Here is a 17,271-nt window from a genome sequence, read left to right as displayed (position 1 = left end):
CGTCGGTGGCCAGCCTGGCGTTCGACCTGGTGCACCGCGACCGCACCCTCAGCGTCACGCTGTCGCACGCCACCCTGCGCATCGAGGTCGAGCCCGGTGCCGTGGTCCCCGTGTTCATCGGGGTGAGGGGCAAGGTCACCGGGCTCTGCCCCGGAGAGGTGCTCGAGGTGGAGCTCGACCCCGGTTGACCGCTCCGCCCCGGTCACCTGGCCCGGGTGGGCCCGGGGGTTCCGTGCACGATCCGGGCTCGTGTCCTACCTTGCCGCCATGTCGACACGCCGGCGGTCCTCGTCCCTTCTCCGACTCCTCGCCGTTCTGGTCGCCGTGGCGGGCGCGGTGGTCGCGGTGCCCGGCGGTGGGGCGAGCGGGCAGTCCGCGCCCGGCGGCGTGGCCCAACCGCCGCCGCCCACCGGGTGCTCGGCGCCCTATGAGCCCATCTTCGCCTCGCTCGTCGCATCCGAGCCCGAGCCCGAGGGCGACCCGGTGCGAGGCGAGGCCCTCGAGGTGGCGAGCCGCCCGTTCGACACCGACGGCGACGGCGTCACCGACACCCTCACCGACCTCACCGGCGGTGGCATCCGCGTCGACCGGGGCAACGGGGCGCTCCAGGTCGACGAGCAGGTCTTCTTCGCCAACCGCTTTGACCCTGCCGACTTCGACGGCGACGGCGGCACCGACCTGCTCCTCGGCGCCGGCGCCGAGCTCTACCTGCTGCCGGGCGCCACACCCTCGGGGTCGGCCACGCTGGCCGACGACGCCATCCTCCTCTCGGACTCGTTCGCGGGCGGCTTCCCGGCGGGCGACCAGGACGGCGACGGCACCGACGACCTGGCCGTCACCACCACCGACGGCACCGAGCTGTTCTCCGGGGCCGACCTCGCCGCCCCCGGCCCAGGGGGCAGCTTCACCGGTGAGCCGATCGAGACCTTCCCCGGCCAGCTCGTCGGGCGCCTGCCCTTCGACCCCTTCGCTCCCACCCTCGTCACCAGCACCGACATCGCCGAGGGCGGCGACGACGTCACCATCATCGTGCAGGGCGACCCCGTCCTCGAGCTGACCATCGCCGGCAGCGGTCTCGCCCTGCCGCCGTCCGACGGCAGCACCACGCCGGTGGTGAGCCTCCACGCCGACGGTGGCCAGGTGTGGGTGGTGCTCGGCTACGTCGATCGCACCGGCTCGCGCCGGTGGGTCTGGGAGCTCACCGACCTCTGCCGAAGTGGCGTCCCGGCGGAACCCGCCCCACCGGCACCCGCCCCACCGGCTCCGGGGCCGCCGGCACCACCCGCGGCACCCGCGCCGGCGGCGCCGCCCGCCGCTCCCATCGCCACCGACGCCACCTTCACCGGCTGAGTCGCCGGCCGCGGCCTCTCACGTCGCGACCAGCCGGTTCACCGCCTCGGCCAGGGCGATGTCGCGCTCGGTCAGCCCGTCGGCGTCATGGCTCACGAGGTCGATGACCACCGTGTTCCAGGAGTTCGACCAGTCCGGGTGGTGATCGGCCTTCTCGGCGGCCAGGGCGACACGGGTCATGAAGGCGAAGGCCTCGGAGAAGTCGGCGAAGGTCAGCTCGCGGTGGAGCCGACCGTCGAGGTTCTCCCAGCCGTCGGGGGCGGTGATGTCGGTCATGGCCCCAGTGTGGGCCACCGACGACCGCCGCGCGCCGCGCAGAGCGGGGCCGCTCCGTCGTCGCCGCCTGCCGCGAGTTCCCTGCCAGCGAGTAGCGTGCCCGCGGTGACTTCTCGTTCCAAGATCCTGGCCGGCATCGTGGTCCTCGCCCTGGTGGCTGCGGTCGCGATCGTGGCCCTGCGCCCCGGCGGTGAGGCCGACGCCGCCCGACGCGAGGTCACGACGGCAGCGTCCTCGACGCAACCGGACCGCGGAACGACCTCCACGGCCGCCGACGCGCCCGCCACGACAACCACCACCGCGGACACCACCGCGGACACCACCGCGGACACCAGCACCACGACAACCGCGGCACCGAGAACCACATCCCCGCCGAGAACCACATCCCCGCCGACGACCACATCGCCGACGACGGCGAGCCCCCCTCCCGTGGCCCCGGCCGGGTCGCCCACCTCCTTCACGGTCGCTGACCCCGTGGTCACGGAGGTCACGCTGTTCGACGCCCCCGGTGTGCCCGCGGCGGACGGCAAGGTCCTCACCAACCCCACGGCTGAGCGCCTGCCCGTCGTGTTCCTGGTGCGAGAGCAGCAGGGCGAGTGGCTCGAGGTCAGCGTCTCGGCCCGGCCCAACGGGCGGGTCAACTGGGTGCGGGCCGCCGATGTCGTGCTGCGCACGGTGCCCAACCACGTCCTGGTCGAGGTCGGAGCCCGCCGGGGCACCGTGTTCCACGGTGACGAGGTCCTCTTTGAGACCACCGTGGCGGTGGGGACCGGCGCCACGCCGACGCCGATCGGTGACTTCTTCGTCGACGGCGTGGTCGACACCGGCAACCCTGGTGGTGTCTACGGGCCCCGCCAGGTCAGCGTGAGCGGCTTCTCCGAGGTGCTCGACAGCTTCGACGGCGGGGTGGCCCAGATCGCCCTCCACGGCACCAACAACCCTGGGCTCCTAGGCCAGGCGGTGAGCAACGGGTGCGTGCGCATGACCAACGACGGCATCATGGACATGGTTTCGCTGGTGCCCTCAGGGACCCCGGTGAAGGTCGTCCCCTGACCCCTGCGAGTTCCTCTCGGTGGGGACGGGTCCTGAGAGTGCTCGGACGGTCGCTGGCCGCAACGGGCCTGTTGGTGCTGCTCTTCGTGGGCTACCAGCTCTGGGGCACCGGCCTCCGGACGGCCCAGGCCCAGTCGCAGCTGGACCAGGAGTTCACCGAGCAGCTCGAGCGCCAGGAACGTCGCCGCGACGCGACCCCCTCGACAACCGCGCCGGGCCCCGACCCCACCGACCCACGGCCGGTGCCGCCGACCACCACCGCGCCGGTGCCCGCCCTCCCGCCGCCACCGGTGGAAGGCGATGCCGCCGGCTTCATCGACATCCCGGCCCTGGGGATCGACGACCTCAACGTGGTCGAGGGGGTCACCGTCGAGCAGCTCACGCGCGGCCCGGGCCACTTCCCGACGACGCCACTGCCGGGCCAGGCCGGCAACGCCGCCATCGCTGGTCACCGCACCACCTACGGAGCGCCGTTCTCGGACCTGGACCAGCTCGAGACCGGCGACGAGATCACAGTCACGACCCTGCAGGGCGAGTCGCGCTACGAGGTCACCGAACAGAAGGTGGTGGCCCCGACCGACGTGGCCGTGGTCGCCGACCAGGGCGACGACCGCCTCACCCTCACGACCTGTGAGCCCAAGTACTCCGCCGCCCAGCGCCTGGTGATCGTGGCCCGCCTGGTCACCGAGCCGGTCTCCCCGTGGCCGGCGGAGCCCGACCCTGCCGCGGCAGGCGGCGCGGAGACTGAGGCCGACCCCGACGGAGGTCAGACCCTCCCGGGCGAGGAAGTTCAGCCCCTCCCGGGCGAGGCGCCGGAGGACGACCGGGGCGCGGCCGACACGGGTCGCGACGGCGACGTCGCGCCCGCCGGGCCCGACCAGTTGGGCGACGACGGGGGCGACGCGGTCCCGGCCGTGGCGTGGGGGCTGACCTGCGCGGCGGTCGCCGTCGCCGGGTGGGCGGCCACCCGGCTCACTCGGCGCCGCGGGCCGCGTCCCCGGGCGGTGCGGGCGCTGCCCTACGTCCTCGTTCCCCCCGCGTTCCTCGTCGCTCTGTTCTTCTTCTTCGAGAGCGTCTCGCTGCTCTTGCCGGCCAGCTACTGACATCGACGGCGCTCACGGACCCCGGGTTCGAAGGGTCCTGGCACCACCACGTTGCGATGTTGTACTGTGCCCGCCGACACCACACTGACGGCGGCCACCGTTCGGATCGACACCGGTACCGACGGGCCGAACATCACAACCGGAGGCTTACCTTGCGTTCCACCACGTCCCGCACCGACCACCCCCGCCGAGGTCCGGCCCGAACCCGGATGGCCCTGGTCGCCACCGCGGCCATCGGCCTCCTCCTGGCCATGGGCGCCGCCCCCGCCTCGGCCGCGCCGCTCGATGCCTCGGCCTTCGGCCTCAGCGCCAGCGTCAGCGTCGCTGGCGCCGCAGCCGTCGACGTGCCGCCGACCCCGGCGGTGGACTGCCCGCCCGACATGTCCGAGGAGGTGGTCGACCTCTCCGTCCCGGGCGTCGCGACCGCCGACGCCGTCACCGCCGAGTGCAGCACCACCGATGGGGTCGTCTCCGCGATGGCCACCATCGCCAACGCCAACATCGCTGACCTGGTGACCGCCGAGGTCGTGTCAGCTCAGTGCACCGCCAACGGTGAGCCGGAAGGCTCCTCGGTGATCACCAACCTCGTCGTCAACGGCGAGCCCATCACCGTCGCGGCTGATCCCAACACGGTCGTGGAGATCCCCGGCGTGGGCACCGTGACCCTCAACCGCCAGACGTTCGTCGAGAACGCCGACGGGACCACCACCATCACCGTCGACGCCGTGGTCGTCGACCTCGATGTCCCCTCCGAGCTGCCGCTGCCGGGGCTGCCGCCGCTGCCGCCGACGACGGTCGACGCCGTCCTCGCGTCGGTGAGCTGCACCTCCTCCGCGGCCGTGATGGAGCCGCCGGTCACCGAGCCGCCGGTCACCGAGCCGCCCACGACGGAGCCGCCCACCACTGAGGCCCCGCCCACCACCGATCCCGGTGACCCCGGTGACACCGGCACCACCGCTCCCCCGCCGCCCGCCGGTGAGCTGCCCCGCACCGGCAGCACCAGCACCGGCACCATGGTCGGCCTGGGCGTCGCCCTGCTCGCCGCCGGAGCCCTCAGCCTGGCCGCCAGCCGCCGTCGAGGAGCTCACACCGCCTAGCGGTCCCGACACTCAGAGCCCACCGGCCCCGGCCTCTTGGCCGGGGCCGGTGCGCGCCCGGGCACGGACCGGGCGTACAGGAGGGTGGCAGTTCCCGGGGGAGTGGCAAGCCTGGGGGCACCACCACCACGGGAGGGTCGGTCAGCCGGCGGCGAAGGGACCGGGGCCGAAGGGGTCCTCGACCACGGGCTGCTGGTCGGCGAAGGAGCCCTCACCGAACACGTCCACGGGGCGGGGGGCCGACGGCGCCATCTCGTCCTCGGGACGGATCCAGGCCGTGTAGCCCTCGGCCTCGAGCCGGTCGGCCAGCTCGGGGCCGCCGCTGGCGCGGATCTCGCCCCGCACCAAGATGTGCACCCGGTCGGCCCGCAGCTCGGCCAGCACCCGGGTGTAGTGGGTGATGCAGAGCACGCCGAGGCCGGTCTCGGTGGCGGCCTCGACCCGGGCCGAGCATGCCCGCAGGGCGTCGATGTCGAGGCCCGAGTCGAGCTCGTCGAGGATCGCGAACCGGGGCTCGAGCACGCTCAGCTGGAGGGTCTCGTTGCGCTTCTTCTCGCCGCCGGAGAGGTCGACGTTGAGGGGCCGGTCGAGGAACTTCTCGTCGAAGCCGATGCGCTCGGCCTCGTCGACCATCCGCGCCCGCATGTCGTCGGTGGGGCGTCCGGAGGCGGCGAAGGACGCGGAGAGCGAGTCGATCAGCGACACGCCCGGCACCTCTGTCGGGTACTGCATCACGAGGAACAGCCCGGCCTGGGCCCGCTCCCAGGCGGGGAGTCCGAGCAAGTCGATGCCGTCGAGGGTGGCGGTGCCGCTGGTGACCTCGTAGCCGGGGCGGCCCATCAGCACGTGGGAGAGGGTGGACTTGCCGGCCCCGTTGGGGCCCATCACCGCGTGCACCTCGCCCGAGCGCACCGTCAGGTCGATGCCGGTGAGGATCTCGGTGCCGCCGACGGTGGCCCGCAGCCCTTCGATGACCAGCTCGCTCATCGGTGCACCCCCTCCAGGGTTTCGCCGCCAGAGAGCACGTACCGACTGCTTCGCTCGCGGCGCTCGCTCATGAGGGGACCTCCACGTAGACGTCGTCGCCGTCGACCTCGAGGGGGAAGACGGGTATCGGCTTGAGGGCCGGCAGGGACGAGGGCTCGCCGGTGACCAGCGAGAACGCCGAGCCGTGCTTCCAGCACTCGATCTGCTGGTCGGCACAGAGCACGTCGCCCTCCGAGAGCGAGATGCGCTGGTGGCTGCACGTGTCTCCGACCGCGAACAGCCCGTCGCCGCAGCGGACGACGGCAATGGGATGCCCGTCGACCTCGACCCGATGGGCGGTGCCGTCGGCGACCTCGGAGGCGGCGCACACGCGCTGGCGGGTCGTCACGCGGAGACCTCGGCTGCGGCCTGGCGGTCGAGGCGTTCCTCGATCGCGGCGCCGACCGCGGCGAGCACCGGGGCGGGGGCCGGCATCCGGGCCAGCACGTCGGCGAAGAAGCCCGAGACGACGAGGCGCTCGGCCACCTCGGGCGGCACCCCCCGGCTCTCGAGGTAGAAGCGCTGGTCCTCGTCGATGGGCCCGACGGTCGAGGCGTGAGAGCACCGCACGTCGTTGTTCTGGATCTCGAGGTTGGGCACCGACTCGGCCCACGCCTCCTCCGACAGCTTCAGGTTGCGGTTGGTCTGGTGGGCGTCGGTGCCCCGAGCGTTGGGCCGCACGGTGATGAGCCCGGTGTAGATCGAGCGCGACCGACCTCCGACGGCGCCCTTGAAGAGCAGGTCGGAGGTGGTGTCGGGGGCCATGTGGTCCTGGAAGGTCCGGAAGTCGAGGGTCTGGTCCCGCTCGCCGAAGTAGGCGGCCAGGAGGTCACCCGATGCCCCGCGGCCCTCGAGCCGGCAGTCGGTGCGGACCCGGGTGTAGTCGCCGCCCAGGGCGACTAGGGCGGAGGTCAGCGATCCCTCCTGGCCGACCCGGGCCACCTGGTTGGCGATCTGCCACACCTGCGGACCGTGCTGCTGGGCGCTGGTGTAGGACAGCCGGGCCCGGTCGGCCACGTCGAGCTCGACGAGCGAGAGGACCAGCCCGGAGGCCTCACCGGAGCTCTGGTGCTCGACCACCGACGCCTGGGCGCCCTCCTCGACGACGACGAGGATGCGGGGCGCGGAGAGCCCGTCGGGGGTGACACCGACGGTGCGCACGAGGATCGGGTCCGCCACCACCGCACCACGGCGGATGCGGATGACCACCGGCTCGGGGGCCAGGGCCACCGACCACTCGACGAGGGCGTCGTGGGCCTCGCCCATGACCGTGCCGAGGGCGGCGTCGTCGCCGGTGGTCACGCTCACCGCGTCGTCGTGGACGACGACGCTCTGGGCCCACCCGTCGACGAGGGTGACCTCGGCGGCCCAGCGGGCGTCGGGCACGGGCCCGGCATCGTAGGCGGGCACCGCGGCCACGATCGTGAAGGCATCGAGGTCGAGCTCGTCGACCCGGCTGTAGCGCCACTCCTCGGCCTCGGGGCTCGGCATCCCGGCCGCCACCGCCCGCTCGGCGGCGGCGGTGCGCCGTGTGGGATCCCCGGGCAGGGCGGCCACGATGTCAAGGCTGGGACTCAGGGTGGTTCTCCGGTGGTGACGGGCGAGTGGCCGACTCCCGGAGGCTACCGGCCGGATCTCCAGGACCGAACGTCGGAGCCCGGTCACGGCACGGCGCGAGCTTTGGACGCTCGACCCTTCGTGGCGCGTTCACCCGTACAAAGTTGAGCGGCGGCCCGGCGAGGCGCCTCAAACTTTGGGGTCTTGGCCCTCCCTGGCGCGTTCGCCCGTACAAAGTTGAGCGGCGGTCAACCTTTGTCGCGGCGGAAGAGGCCCTTGATGCGGGCCATCCGCGAACCCTTGGCGCGGTCCTTCTCGACGTCGGCGAGCACCTGCGGCGCGGCGGCGTTGACGATGTCCTCCGCCGCGTCGAGCAGGGCCGCGATCTCGGCGCCCCGCTCGTCGAGGCCCGGCGGCTCAGCCGGTGTGCGGGGCGTGACGAGGGTGCCGTGGCTCCAGTTCACATCCGCGAGGCGCCGCTGGAAGGCGGCGCAGTCGGCCGGGCACCGCCACGGCGCCTCGGGGGCGAGGTCGAGGTCGCACTTCCGCACGGTCTCGCCGTTGCGGTACGTCCTCGACTCGAAGAACTTGCAGTCCTGGCGCATGGGCACCCGCCCATTGTGCCGCCTGGGACACCTCGCCCGGCAGTCACCCCGCCCGGATCGCACCGGTGGGGGGCGACCGCTCAGACGAGGCGTCGGCTGCGCCGACCTACCCGACCGAGCCCTCCACGTCCACCGACCCCACCCGCCGCCCTGAGAGGGTCGGCCGAGCTCGCTGGCGCTCGCTCAGCCGACGCTGCCTTCCATTTGCAGCTCGATGAGGCGGCTCCACTCGACGGCGTACTCCATCGGCAGGGTGCGGGTGACGGGCTCGATGAAGCCGTTCACGACCATGCCCATGGCCTGCTCCTCGGTGAGGCCGCGGCTCATCAGGTAGAAGAGCTGCTCATCGGCGACGCGAGACACGGTGGCCTCGTGGCCGATGCGGGCGTCGCGGGCGCCGACCTCCATGTAGGGGTAGGTGTCCGAGACCGAGTCCTCGTCGAGGATCAGGGCGTCGCACTGGACGTGGCTCTTGCAGCCGTAGGCGTCGTCCTCGACCCGGACGAGGCCGCGGTACGACGTGCGACCGCCGTGGGAGGAGATCGACTTGGAGACGATCTTGGACGAGGTCTCGGGGGCGGCGTGGACCATCTTGGCCCCCGTGTCCTGGTGCTGGCCCTCACCCGCGTAGGCGACGGAGAGCACCTCGCCGGTGGCCTTGGGGCCCACCAGCCAGACGGCCGGGTACTTCATGGTGAGGCGGCTGCCGATGTTGCCGTCGATCCACTCCATGTGGCCCTCGGCCTCGACCCGGGCCCGCTTGGTGACCAGGTTGAAGACGTTGTTCGACCAGTTCTGGATGGTCGTGTAGGTGACGCGTGCCGAGGGCTTGACGATGATCTCGACCACGGCCGAGTGCAGCGAGTCCGAGGTGTAGGTCGGGGCCGAGCAGCCCTCGATGTAGTGCACCTTCGAGCCCTCATCGGCGATGATGAGGGTGCGCTCGAACTGGCCCATGTTCTCGGCGTTGATGCGGAAGTAGGCCTGCAGCGGCATGTCGACCTCGACGCCCGGGGGGACGTAGATGAAGCTGCCGCCGGACCACACCGCGGAGTTGAGCGACGCGAACTTGTTGTCGTTCTTCGGGATCACGGTGCCGAAGTACGGCTTCACCAGCTCGGGGTGCTCCCGGAGGGCGGTATCCATGTCGCAGAAGATGATGCCCTTCTCCTCGAGGTCCGAGCGGTTCCGGTGGAACACGACCTCGGACTCGTACTGGGCGGTGACCCCGGCGAGGTACTTGCGCTCGGCCTCGGGGATGCCCAGCTTCTCGTAGGTGTTCTTGATGGCGTCGGGCAGCTCGTCCCACGTGTCGACCTGCTCGTTCGTGGGCTTGATGTAGTAGTAGATCTGGTCGAAGAAGATCTGCGACATGTCGCCGCCCCAGTTGGGCATCGGGCGACGCTGGAAGTGCCGGAAGCTGTTCAGGCGGTACTCGAGCATCCAGTCTGGCTCGCCCTTCATCCACGACATCTCGCGGAGGCTGTCCTCGGTCAGCCCCCGTCGGGGCTTGAAGACGTAGTCCTCTTCGTCGGACCATCCGAGCTTGTAGCGACCGAGGTCGAGATCCTGGACTGCCATGTGTGGCTGCCTCCTGCCGGGTGACCGGCGTGGTGGGCGGATTTCTCCTACCGACATGGTAGCAACCCCCGCCCGCCGTCCCTCGGCCGGGGCCCCAACCCCCGACCTGGTCGCGGATCCCGTTGCTCCCGCGACGGGAATCGCGACCGGACGCCCGCCGGCGACGGTGGCGCCTGACCCCCGATGGCCGAGACCGGGCCGAGCAGTGGCTCGCGTCGGTGCCACCCCGGCCGGCGCCTCGCGACGAGCTGGTGCTGCGCGTGCTGCTCGTCGCCGCCAAGGACCTGCGGGCCGCACTCAGCGTGGTCGACCTGCAGCGGCGCGAGCTGGTCGCCCACCTCCAGGGGATCTGCAAGGGCCAGCGCGCCGCCGGGCCCGACCTGCTGGCCCGTCTGGCCGCCGATGCCGGTGCAGTGCGCGGCTCGCCGTCCTGGTGACGATGGCCGGCGTCGTCCTCGCCTTGGGCGCCACCCGTGCCGAGGACGCGGTGCTCTGGGTGCAGGGGGCACCGGAGGGCACCCGCGCGTCCCTCGGCGCCATCCAGGCCCTGGTGCTCTCGGGCGCGTCGTCCGTGCTCGCCGCGATCGTGGGCATCGGGCTCGCCGCCCTCGCCTTCTCGGTCTACGACGGCTCGGCTCGTGGCGGCCTGCCGCCCATCCCCCTGGTCGTCCCGTGGGAGGTCCCGGTCGGCCTCGTCGCCCTCCCGCTCGCCAGCGCCCTGCTCGCCGCTGCGGTGGTCGCCACCCGGCGCCCGACGGCGGCCGGCCGGGGCGTCGGTCGGCGGGTGGGCACCTCCCGTGACGGGTACCACGGGCCTCGTGTCCACCTCGACGCCTTCCGGTCAGCCATCGCCGGGGCCGCCGCCTGCATCGACGCCGCCGGACCGACGCGGTGCGAGCCTCGTCGTCATGTTGCTGGTGGGCGGGGTGCTGATGGTCGTCGTGGTCGCCGCCGTGGTGGCGTACTGGACCCTCGGGCCCGGGGGGCCGGCCGACGCTGTCCCCGCACCCGCGGCGCCGGCCGACCTCTGCGCCGTCGTCGGTCGCGAGCGGCTCGCCGAGTGGGTGCCGAACGGCGAGGCCGAGGCCACGCGCGACGACGCCACGCAGAACACCGAGTCGTCTTGCGCGAGCCGCACCCCCGACGGCCAGGCGACTGGGCCGGAGGGCTATGCCAGCTTCGACGTCCGCGTCTACCGGTTCGGCGACTTCGCCGACACCGGCGTCGAGCAGGCGACGAGGTCCATCGAGAGCAGCTGCGCGGGAGCGCCGGGCGCCGACCCGGGGCTGGGCGACGCCTCCTGCTCGCGCCTCAGCGAGGACGACCACGACGAGGTCCCTAACCTCCGGTTCGAGGTCCGCCAGGGCGCCGACCTGGTGATGATCAGCTACTACTCGAGCACCATCGACCTCCCCGAGGCTCGCGCCCGCCTCGTGACCGCGACCGATGCCGTCCTGGAGGAGCTCGAGGGGTAGGGCTCGAGCCCAAGCCCCTGAACTGGTCGCAGAATCCGTTCCTCCCGGAACGGGAACCGCGACCGGTTCGCAGGGACGGGGCGGTCAGTCGGCCGGCGGGGCATCGGACGAGTCGGTGGTGGCGGCGTCCCCGTCCTCGCCCGAGGCATCGTCGGCAGGGGCGAAGGTGACGGTGACGGTGCGCTCCTCGGTGCCGCGGAGCACGGTGAGGGAGAGCGAGCCCCCGGCGGCGTCGAGGGCATCCCACAGGTCGTCGACCGACGCCACGGCCGTACCGTCGACTTCGGTCAGCAGATCGCCCTCGGTGAGCCCGGCGGTGGCGGCGGGCGATCCGTCGACCACACCTCGGATGAGCAGCCCCGGCACGTCGGGCAGGCCGACCCGGCGACGGAGGCGTGCGGCACGCGGGCCAGGCACGATCACGATGCCGAGACGGCGGGCGCTCAGGTGCCGGCCGGCGACGAGGGCATCGACCCGCGAGCGCAGATCATCATCGGCGGGGAGGGCGAGGTAGAAGCCCTCCCCCAGGCGGTGGGTGTTGATGCCCACCAGGCGCCCCTCGGCATCGACGAGGGGACCGCCCGAGGAGCCTCGGGCCAGCGGGGCGGTGTGCTCGACCGCGCCCTTCACCCGGCGTCCCCGGGGGCCGCGGAACGCCCGGCCCACCCCCGACACGAACCCGGCGGTGACTCGGTCGCCGCCCGAGGCCCGGGCCACGGCGAAGACGGGGTCACCGGTGGCGACCGGCGTGTCGCTCCACGGCAGCGGGGCGATGTCGCCGGTGCTCACCTCGAGCACCACGATGTCGTGGTCGGGGTCGGAGCCCACGAGGGCGGCCTGGGCGTGGGTGCCGTCGGCGAAGGTGACCTGCGTGGTGCGGTCCCGGAGGTTGTGGGCGCTGGTGACCACCCGGTCAGGCGCGATCACCACCCCGGCCCCCCGGGTGTGGCGGCCGATCGCCACCGTGGCGGGAGCGGCGGCGGCGTGGGCGGAGCGGGTGGCCTCCGCGATCTCGGTGAGGACGGACATGAGCGGCTCCTGGGGAAGGGGGTGGACGACCGGCGCGGCTGGTCACTTGCGTTGTGCAAGTGACTCTAGAGGGGCGCGCCGGTTCCGCGCTCGCCGGGCGAGAATGACGTCGTGCCCCCGCCCGGATCCCCACGCTCGCCACGCGGCGGCGCCCGTCGCCCCGTCGGTGCTGCCCCGTTGGGCCCCGAGCCCGACCTGCTGCGTGCCCTCGAGCGGGTCGGTGATCGGTGGGTGCTGCTGATCGTCGCCGGCCTGCTCGACGGGCCCCGTCGCTTCGGCGACCTGGGCGACGGCCTGGGCGTGGCACCCAACATCCTCTCCGCCCGCCTCCGCCAGCTCGAGGAGGACGGTCTGGTGGTGGCCCGCCCCTACCGCGAGCGACCCGTCCGCCACGAGTACGACCTCACCGGCCCGGGGCGCGAGCTGGCCGACGCCCTCCGCCTGCTCTCGGCCTGGGGCGCCCGGCGGCGCGGCGGCCGGGGCTCCGCTCCCTTCCACTCCCGGTGTGGCACCACCGTGGAGATGCGGCCCTGGTGCCCGACCTGCGAGCGCACCGTCGACGACGACGACGCCACCGAGACGTACTCCCTGTAGCCCGGCACGGCCATCGGGACCTTGAGCGATTGACTGCCTATGCGGCGCTCAACCGCTCAAGGTTCGGACCAGTCCGGTGAGAGGCGGGGCTTCAGGGGGGCGTGGTCAAGATCGGCGAGGACGTGGCGGGCGAAGCGGTCGCACTCGGCGACGTGCGGGTAGCCGGAGAGGATGAAGGCGTCGATGCCCGCGGCGCGGTAGCCCTCGAGGGTCGCCCGCACCTGGTCGGGGTCACCGACGATCGCCGCGCCGGCGCCGGATCGGGCCCGGCCGATGCCGGTCCAGAGGTGGTCCTCGACGAAGCCCTCGTCATCGGCGCCGTCGCGCAGCTCGGCCTGGCGGGCCACGCCGGCGGAGGCGGAGTCGAGGCTGCGCTCACGGATGCGGCGCCCCTCCTCGGCGTCGACGGCGGCGATGAGCTCGGCCGCCGCCGCCCGGGCCTCGGTCTCGGTGGCGCGCACGATGACGTGGCTGCGGAACCCGAGCTTCAGCTCCCGGCCGTGGTCGGCAGCGCGAGCGCGCATCTCGGCGGCCAGCGACGCCGTGGCGACGAGCGTGTCGGGCCACATGAGGTAGATGTCCGCGGCGCGGGCGGCCACGTCGCGGGCGGGCTCGGAGAGCCCCCCGAAGTAGAGCGGCGGGCAGCGACCGTCGACGGTCCCGACGCGTGGCGGCTCGACCTCCACGTCGACGAACTCGCCGTGGTGGGCGACCGGCCGCCCGTCCAGCAGGTCCCGCAGGACCGACATGACCTCGAGCGTCCGCCGGTACCGGGGCTCACTCGGTAGCGTCTCACCGGGGAGGTCCGAGGAGATGATGTTGACCGTCAGGCGCCCCTCGAGCATCTGGTCGATGGTGGCGAGCTGACGGGCGAGCTGGGGCACGACCAGCTCGCCGACCCGCACCGCGAGCAGCAGGTGGAGGCGCCGGACCAGCGGGGCGAGGGCGGCGGCGAAGGCGGTGGGGTCGATGCCGAGGGCGTAACCCGAGGGCAGGAGGATGTTGTCGTAGCCGTGCTCCTCGGCGGCCAGGGCGATCGTGCGGCAGTGGGGCCACGACGACCGCAGGGCGGCGTCGGGGACCCCGAGGCGCTCGTAGTCGTCGTCGCAGAGCGCCGCGAACCAGCTCATCTCCACCGGTTCCCGGGGAGCTGTGTCCACCAGTCCGTCCGTCACGGCGCCCGACCCTAGAAGGCCGACCGCGCCTGCTCACGCCGTGACCGCTACCCTGGCGCGAGGTTCGCGCGCCGGGCCGCGCCCCATGGCGTGCTCAGCCGTCGGCCAGGACCTCGTCGAGGGTGACGACGCGGCCCTCGTCGATCGAGCGGTGGGCGGCCACGCCGACGGCGACCGACATCAGCCCCTCCTCCAGGCCCACCGCGGGCTGGGCGCCGGAGCGCACGGCGTCAGCCAGGTCCAGGTGCTCGAGGTAGCTGGACCCGTGGTGGAAGCCCTCGTAGGCGACCCGGGCATCGTGCACGACCTCGGTGCTCACCCCGGGTCGGCCCGTGGACCGGGTGCCGAGGCGCACCTCGCACGATGGCAAGAACGCCTCGACCTTCCCGGTGTCGCCCACGACCGAGATCTCCTCTTGGTTCTCCGAGGCCTCGGCGAACATGCAGAGGTCCAGCGACGCGCGGGCGCCACCGGCGAAGTCGACCACCACGAGCGCGTTGTCGATGATGTCGGGCACCTCGCCGTCGTAGCTCTCGTCGAGGTGGTTCACGTCCTGGCCGCCCGACGCCATGACCCGCACCGGTCGGTCCTCCAGGACGTGGCCCATGAGGTCGAAGAAGTGGCAGCACTTCTCCACGAGGGTCCCCCCGGTGTTGCGGCTGAAGCGGTTCCAGTCGCCGATCTTGGCCAGGAACGGGAACCGATGCTCGCGGATCGCGACCATGCGGGGTGTGCCGACGGCGCCGGCGTGGACGTCGGCGACCAGGCGGGCGACCGGCGGCATGTAGCGGTACTCCAACCCGACCCAGACGAACCCGGCGCGGCTCGGGCGGGCGCGTGCGGCGTCGATGATCTGCCGGCAGCCGGCGACGGTGGTGGCGAGGGGCTTCTCCACCAGGACGTGGACGTCGTGGGCGAGCACGTCGAGCATCACCGGCAGGTGGGTGTGGTTCGGGGTCGCCACGACCACCACGTCGCAGAGTCCCGAGGCCAGCAGCTCGCGGTGATCCACGAAGCGCTCGAAGGTCGCGCCGCCCTCGCCGGCGGCGAGCACGGCGAGGTCCCGGGACCCCTCGTGGGGATCGGCGATGGCGGTGACCTCGGCCCCGGCCACGTGCTGGAGGTTCCACAGGTGCTCGATGCCCATCATCCCCGTGCCGATCAAGCCGTAGCGGAGCGTGTCAGGAGGGCCAGCCATGGGCGGAGCGTACCTTGGGTGCAATGCGCGTCGCTTCGCATCGTTGTGAAGCTAGGCTGATGTATGTGACGAGGACTATCAGCGTTCGCCTCGATGAGGCCGATCACGATGTCTTGAAGAAACAGGCCGATCTGCTGCGGGTCCGGCCGGGGACCCTGGCGCGCATGCTGGTGCACGCCGGGCTCAGCGGTGATGGCCCCATCCGGGGGAGCGTCGATGCGCGCGCTGCGCTCGAGCGGCTGGTGCAGCGGTCACAGCAGCGGGCATCGGCCGACGCCGTCGCCCTGGTGAACGAGTCGCGCACCGCCCTCAGCCCCGACCGGTGAGCGAGCGCAGCGAGCGAACCAGACAGCACGGGCTCTCTGACGGCGGAGCCTGCGGAGCCGGCAGCGCTCATTGGTGCTCGGCGATGGGAAGGCGGCCTGATGCCACCCACGACGAGGGCGTGCACCAATGAGCGTCGTCGTCGACGCCAGCGTGATCGTCGCCGTGGTGGTCGCCGACGAGCGGCAACACGCCGCCCGGGCTCACCTGGAGGGCTGGTTGGAGACCGGTGAGGGGCTCCACGCCCCGTCAGTGTTGCCCTACGAGGTCGCCAACGTGCTCGCCCGCCTGGTCTTCGATGGCACCCTCGAGGTCGTCGACGTCGCCGAGATCTGGCGTGACCTAGCTGCTCTGGGCCTCGTCCTGCATCCGTTCGACCTCGCCCATGCGGGGCCCGAGGTGGCCGCCGTGACCGCCCGCCTCCGGCGCCGGCACGCCACTGATTCCGCCTACGTCTGCTTGGCCCAGAGCCTCGGGACGGTGGTGTGGACCTTGGACGGAGCCCTCGCTCGCAACGCCGCGGACATCGGGTTGCCGGTCGAGCTCGTCTCCTGACCGGTTCCGTTCAGAGGAGGGGGTGGTAGCCGGGGACCGAGGCGTGGGGGGTGTCGAGGTACACCTTGGCCTCGGGGTTGCCGCTGAAGCGGCCGTGGCTCCACCGGATCTCCACGTGGCCGCGCACGCTGCGGTCCTCGCCTGCCTCCCGGTCGGTCACGTTCGCCTGCCACCGCACGACTGCCTGCCCGGCCGGTTCGGGCCACACCTCGAACGCCGTGAGGCGGTACCGCTGCTGCCAGTCCCAGGCGGTGTCGATGCGCAGCCGCATGGGCGGAGCCGTGGCCGCCGACGCGCCGAGCACGAAGTACGGCGCGCCCCCGACGCGCAGCAGCCGCCAGAGCAGGCGCTCCTTCTCGGCCCGGTCGCCGAGCGTCGCCGACCAGCGATCGGCCGACCGCTCGGCGACGGCCCGGGTCAGCCCGCCGTAGGCCTCGGCGAGGGGCACCGGCAGGGTGCGGCCCAGGGTCGCCTTCAGCACCTCGCGCCCCGAGCGGGCCAGGTCACCGACCCGCTCGGGCAGCTCGGCCACCGACGGCATGCCCAGGAGGGCGGCCTCCCCGATCTCGCGTCGCGTGGTGCCAATCTCGTGTCGGGTGGCGTCGTAGAGGGCCTGGAGCTCGGTGGGGGCGACGGACGCGAACCAGTCGCCGGCCTTGGCCGCGGAGCCCGACAGCCCGCCGTCGAACAGGCCCGCGGGGGCCAGGTTGTGCAGGACCTTGGACAGGTACTTGCACGACACCAGGTACACCCGGTCGACGCGCAGGTCGGCGGGCACGTCGGAGACGAGCGGCAGCCTGTCGGGACCCTTCCACTCGATGCGGGCGGGCACCCGGCTGCGCAGCGCGTCGGCGGCCCGGAGGAAGGCCAACCCGTTGTCCCACGCCCGGGCGAAGTCGGCGGTGTGGGTGCCGGCGTCGCGAGCCGTGGTGAGGCGATCCCACTCGGGCTCGCCCACGCCGAGCAGCTCGGGCGGGCGGGCGGCCAGGGCCCAGTCGAGGTCGCCCAGGCCGAGCATGGCCAGTCCGGTCGTGATCTCAGTGACCTCGGTGCGCAGCGACGGCATGAGCCGAGGCCGTCAGGCCGTGAGGTCGTCGGGGCGCCAGAAGCCGGGTAGGGGCGCGTCGACGGTGCCCGAGGCGTAGCTGGCCAGTCGGCGACGGCCCTCGGGCGACAGCACCTCGATCACGTCGAACAGCGCGCTCGGACCGGCGGCGCGCAGGGCCCGGTCGATGGCCGAGCGGGGCGCGGGCAGAGCGGCGACGAGCAGGGT

22 protein-coding genes are annotated in these 17,271 nt (G+C 72.9%); 10 read left to right on the top strand and 12 right to left on the bottom strand.

Annotated elements, in window-relative coordinates:
* On the top strand, positions 1 to 188 hold a 188-nt coding region (locus VNL12_RS15250), incomplete at its 5' end, for a glycosyl hydrolase family 65 protein (protein ID WP_325595798.1).
* 79 nt (positions 189 to 267) lie between these two features.
* Positions 268 to 1,350, top strand: a complete 1,083-nt coding sequence (locus tag VNL12_RS15245; RefSeq protein WP_325595797.1) for a hypothetical protein — start codon at positions 268 to 270, stop codon at positions 1,348 to 1,350.
* 18 nt (positions 1,351 to 1,368) lie between these two features.
* Here VNL12_RS15245 and VNL12_RS15240 read toward each other — a convergent pair whose 3' ends face one another.
* Together VNL12_RS15240 and VNL12_RS15235 are read right to left on the bottom strand one after the other, a co-directional pair.
* Positions 1,369 to 1,626, bottom strand: a complete 258-nt coding sequence (locus VNL12_RS15240; RefSeq protein ID WP_325595796.1) for a 4a-hydroxytetrahydrobiopterin dehydratase — start codon at positions 1,624 to 1,626, stop codon at positions 1,369 to 1,371.
* Positions 1,623 to 2,108, bottom strand: a complete 486-nt coding sequence (locus VNL12_RS15235) for a hypothetical protein (protein ID WP_325595795.1) — start codon at positions 2,106 to 2,108, stop codon at positions 1,623 to 1,625. The genes VNL12_RS15240 and VNL12_RS15235 overlap by 4 nt, the downstream gene beginning before the upstream one ends.
* Here VNL12_RS15235 and VNL12_RS15230 point away from each other — a divergent pair.
* From VNL12_RS15230 to VNL12_RS15220, 3 genes are all read left to right on the top strand, one after another.
* Positions 2,101 to 2,679 carry a L,D-transpeptidase gene (locus VNL12_RS15230; protein ID WP_325595794.1) on the top strand — a complete coding sequence of 193 codons (579 nt, stop codon included), beginning with the start codon at positions 2,101 to 2,103 and terminating at the stop codon, positions 2,677 to 2,679. The two genes, VNL12_RS15235 and VNL12_RS15230, sit on opposite strands and share 8 nt — an antisense overlap.
* A 38-nt stretch (positions 2,680 to 2,717) precedes the next feature.
* Positions 2,718 to 3,782, top strand: a complete 1,065-nt coding sequence (locus VNL12_RS15225; RefSeq protein WP_325595793.1) for a class E sortase — start codon at positions 2,718 to 2,720, stop codon at positions 3,780 to 3,782.
* A gap of 209 nt (positions 3,783 to 3,991) precedes the next feature.
* Entirely contained in the window at positions 3,992 to 4,879 is an 888-nt protein-coding gene (locus VNL12_RS15220; protein ID WP_325595792.1) for a choice-of-anchor P family protein, read from the top strand.
* Between the two features lie 141 nt (positions 4,880 to 5,020).
* Here VNL12_RS15220 and sufC read toward each other — a convergent pair whose 3' ends face one another.
* The 5 genes from sufC to sufB all read right to left on the bottom strand — a co-directional run bounded on the left by sufC (position 5,021) and on the right by sufB (position 9,648).
* Positions 5,021 to 5,866: a Fe-S cluster assembly ATPase SufC gene (gene sufC / locus VNL12_RS15215; RefSeq protein ID WP_325595791.1), complete on the bottom strand. Its 846-nt coding sequence runs from the start codon at positions 5,864 to 5,866 to the stop codon at positions 5,021 to 5,023.
* A 67-nt stretch (positions 5,867 to 5,933) separates the two neighbouring features.
* The gene (locus VNL12_RS15210; protein WP_325595790.1) at positions 5,934 to 6,254 is read right to left on the bottom strand and encodes a non-heme iron oxygenase ferredoxin subunit; all 321 of its coding nucleotides are present in this window, start codon (positions 6,252 to 6,254) and stop codon (positions 5,934 to 5,936) included.
* Positions 6,251 to 7,462 (bottom strand): Fe-S cluster assembly protein SufD, encoded by a 1,212-nt coding sequence (gene sufD / locus VNL12_RS15205; protein WP_325595789.1) that lies wholly within the window; start codon positions 7,460 to 7,462, stop codon positions 6,251 to 6,253. The genes VNL12_RS15210 and sufD overlap by 4 nt, the downstream gene beginning before the upstream one ends.
* Positions 7,463 to 7,710: 248 nt before the next feature.
* Positions 7,711 to 8,073: a hypothetical protein gene (locus tag VNL12_RS15200; protein ID WP_325595788.1), complete on the bottom strand. Its 363-nt coding sequence runs from the start codon at positions 8,071 to 8,073 to the stop codon at positions 7,711 to 7,713.
* A 177-nt stretch (positions 8,074 to 8,250) separates the two neighbouring features.
* Positions 8,251 to 9,648 carry a Fe-S cluster assembly protein SufB gene (sufB, locus tag VNL12_RS15195; protein WP_325595787.1) on the bottom strand — a complete coding sequence of 466 codons (1,398 nt, stop codon included), beginning with the start codon at positions 9,646 to 9,648 and terminating at the stop codon, positions 8,251 to 8,253.
* Positions 9,649 to 9,866: 218 nt separating this feature from the next.
* Between sufB and VNL12_RS15190 the strand changes: the two genes are divergently transcribed.
* Positions 9,867 to 10,085, top strand: coding sequence for a hypothetical protein (locus VNL12_RS15190; protein WP_325595786.1), 219 nt, complete (start codon positions 9,867 to 9,869; stop codon positions 10,083 to 10,085).
* A gap of 471 nt (positions 10,086 to 10,556) precedes the next feature.
* Positions 10,557 to 11,123 carry a hypothetical protein gene (locus tag VNL12_RS15185; RefSeq protein WP_325595785.1) on the top strand — a complete coding sequence of 189 codons (567 nt, stop codon included), beginning with the start codon at positions 10,557 to 10,559 and terminating at the stop codon, positions 11,121 to 11,123.
* Positions 11,124 to 11,207: 84 nt separating this feature from the next.
* On the opposite strand, the gene VNL12_RS15180 is transcribed toward VNL12_RS15185, so the two are convergent.
* Entirely contained in the window at positions 11,208 to 12,152 is a 945-nt protein-coding gene (locus VNL12_RS15180) for a S1C family serine protease (protein ID WP_325595784.1), read from the bottom strand.
* Positions 12,153 to 12,263: 111 nt separating this feature from the next.
* On the opposite strand from VNL12_RS15180, the gene VNL12_RS15175 reads away from it, so the two are divergent.
* Entirely contained in the window at positions 12,264 to 12,746 is a 483-nt protein-coding gene (locus tag VNL12_RS15175; protein ID WP_325595783.1) for a helix-turn-helix domain-containing protein, read from the top strand.
* Positions 12,747 to 12,802: 56 nt separating this feature from the next.
* Here the strand turns inward: VNL12_RS15175 and VNL12_RS15170 are convergent, their stop codons facing one another.
* Complete coding sequence (locus VNL12_RS15170; RefSeq protein WP_349257862.1) at positions 12,803 to 13,876, bottom strand: LLM class flavin-dependent oxidoreductase; 1,074 nt, start codon at positions 13,874 to 13,876, stop codon at positions 12,803 to 12,805.
* A gap of 139 nt (positions 13,877 to 14,015) precedes the next feature.
* A complete protein-coding gene (locus tag VNL12_RS15165; protein WP_325595781.1) occupies positions 14,016 to 15,119 on the bottom strand; it encodes a Gfo/Idh/MocA family oxidoreductase in 1,104 nt (367 codons plus the stop codon).
* A 65-nt stretch (positions 15,120 to 15,184) separates the two neighbouring features.
* Here VNL12_RS15165 and VNL12_RS15160 point away from each other — a divergent pair, with 65 nt between their 5' ends.
* On the top strand, positions 15,185 to 15,445 hold the full coding sequence (locus VNL12_RS15160; protein ID WP_325595780.1) for a hypothetical protein: 261 nt from the start codon (positions 15,185 to 15,187) through the stop codon (positions 15,443 to 15,445).
* Between the two features lie 127 nt (positions 15,446 to 15,572).
* Positions 15,573 to 15,998: a type II toxin-antitoxin system VapC family toxin gene (locus VNL12_RS15155; protein WP_325595779.1), complete on the top strand. Its 426-nt coding sequence runs from the start codon at positions 15,573 to 15,575 to the stop codon at positions 15,996 to 15,998.
* 10 nt (positions 15,999 to 16,008) lie between these two features.
* Here the strand turns inward: VNL12_RS15155 and VNL12_RS15150 are convergent, their stop codons facing one another.
* Together VNL12_RS15150 and VNL12_RS15145 are read right to left on the bottom strand one after the other, a co-directional pair.
* Entirely contained in the window at positions 16,009 to 17,064 is a 1,056-nt protein-coding gene (locus tag VNL12_RS15150; RefSeq protein ID WP_325595778.1) for a hypothetical protein, read from the bottom strand.
* 12 nt (positions 17,065 to 17,076) lie between these two features.
* Positions 17,077 to 17,271: hypothetical protein (locus tag VNL12_RS15145; RefSeq protein WP_325595777.1), on the bottom strand; the 195-nt coding region annotated here is incomplete at its 5' end.

Origin of the sequence: Iamia sp. (assembly GCF_035575815.1) — a bacterium.
GTDB lineage: Bacteria > Actinomycetota > Acidimicrobiia > Acidimicrobiales > Iamiaceae > Iamia.
This window is presented reverse-complemented; position numbering and strand designations above follow the sequence as displayed.

Excerpts from the sequence above, each read along its gene's own strand:
- VNL12_RS15165 (WP_325595781.1), bottom strand. The coding sequence starts at position 15,119 with ATGGCTGGCCCTCCTGACACGCTCCGCTACGGCTTGATCGGCACGGGG.
- VNL12_RS15155 (WP_325595779.1), top strand. The coding sequence starts at position 15,573 with ATGAGCGTCGTCGTCGACGCCAGCGTGATCGTCGCCGTGGTGGTCGCC.
- sufC (WP_325595791.1), bottom strand. The coding sequence starts at position 5,866 with ATGAGCGAGCTGGTCATCGAAGGGCTGCGGGCCACCGTCGGCGGCACC.
- VNL12_RS15240 (WP_325595796.1), bottom strand. The coding sequence starts at position 1,626 with ATGACCGACATCACCGCCCCCGACGGCTGGGAGAACCTCGACGGTCGG.
- VNL12_RS15185 (WP_325595785.1), top strand. The coding sequence starts at position 10,557 with ATGTTGCTGGTGGGCGGGGTGCTGATGGTCGTCGTGGTCGCCGCCGTG.
- VNL12_RS15220 (WP_325595792.1), top strand. The coding sequence starts at position 3,992 with ATGGCCCTGGTCGCCACCGCGGCCATCGGCCTCCTCCTGGCCATGGGC.
- VNL12_RS15170 (WP_349257862.1), bottom strand. The coding sequence starts at position 13,876 with ATGAGCTGGTTCGCGGCGCTCTGCGACGACGACTACGAGCGCCTCGGG.
- sufB (WP_325595787.1), bottom strand. The coding sequence starts at position 9,648 with ATGGCAGTCCAGGATCTCGACCTCGGTCGCTACAAGCTCGGATGGTCC.
- VNL12_RS15180 (WP_325595784.1), bottom strand. The coding sequence starts at position 12,152 with ATGTCCGTCCTCACCGAGATCGCGGAGGCCACCCGCTCCGCCCACGCC.
- VNL12_RS15150 (WP_325595778.1), bottom strand. The coding sequence starts at position 17,064 with ATGCCGTCGCTGCGCACCGAGGTCACTGAGATCACGACCGGACTGGCC.
- VNL12_RS15245 (WP_325595797.1), top strand. The coding sequence starts at position 268 with ATGTCGACACGCCGGCGGTCCTCGTCCCTTCTCCGACTCCTCGCCGTT.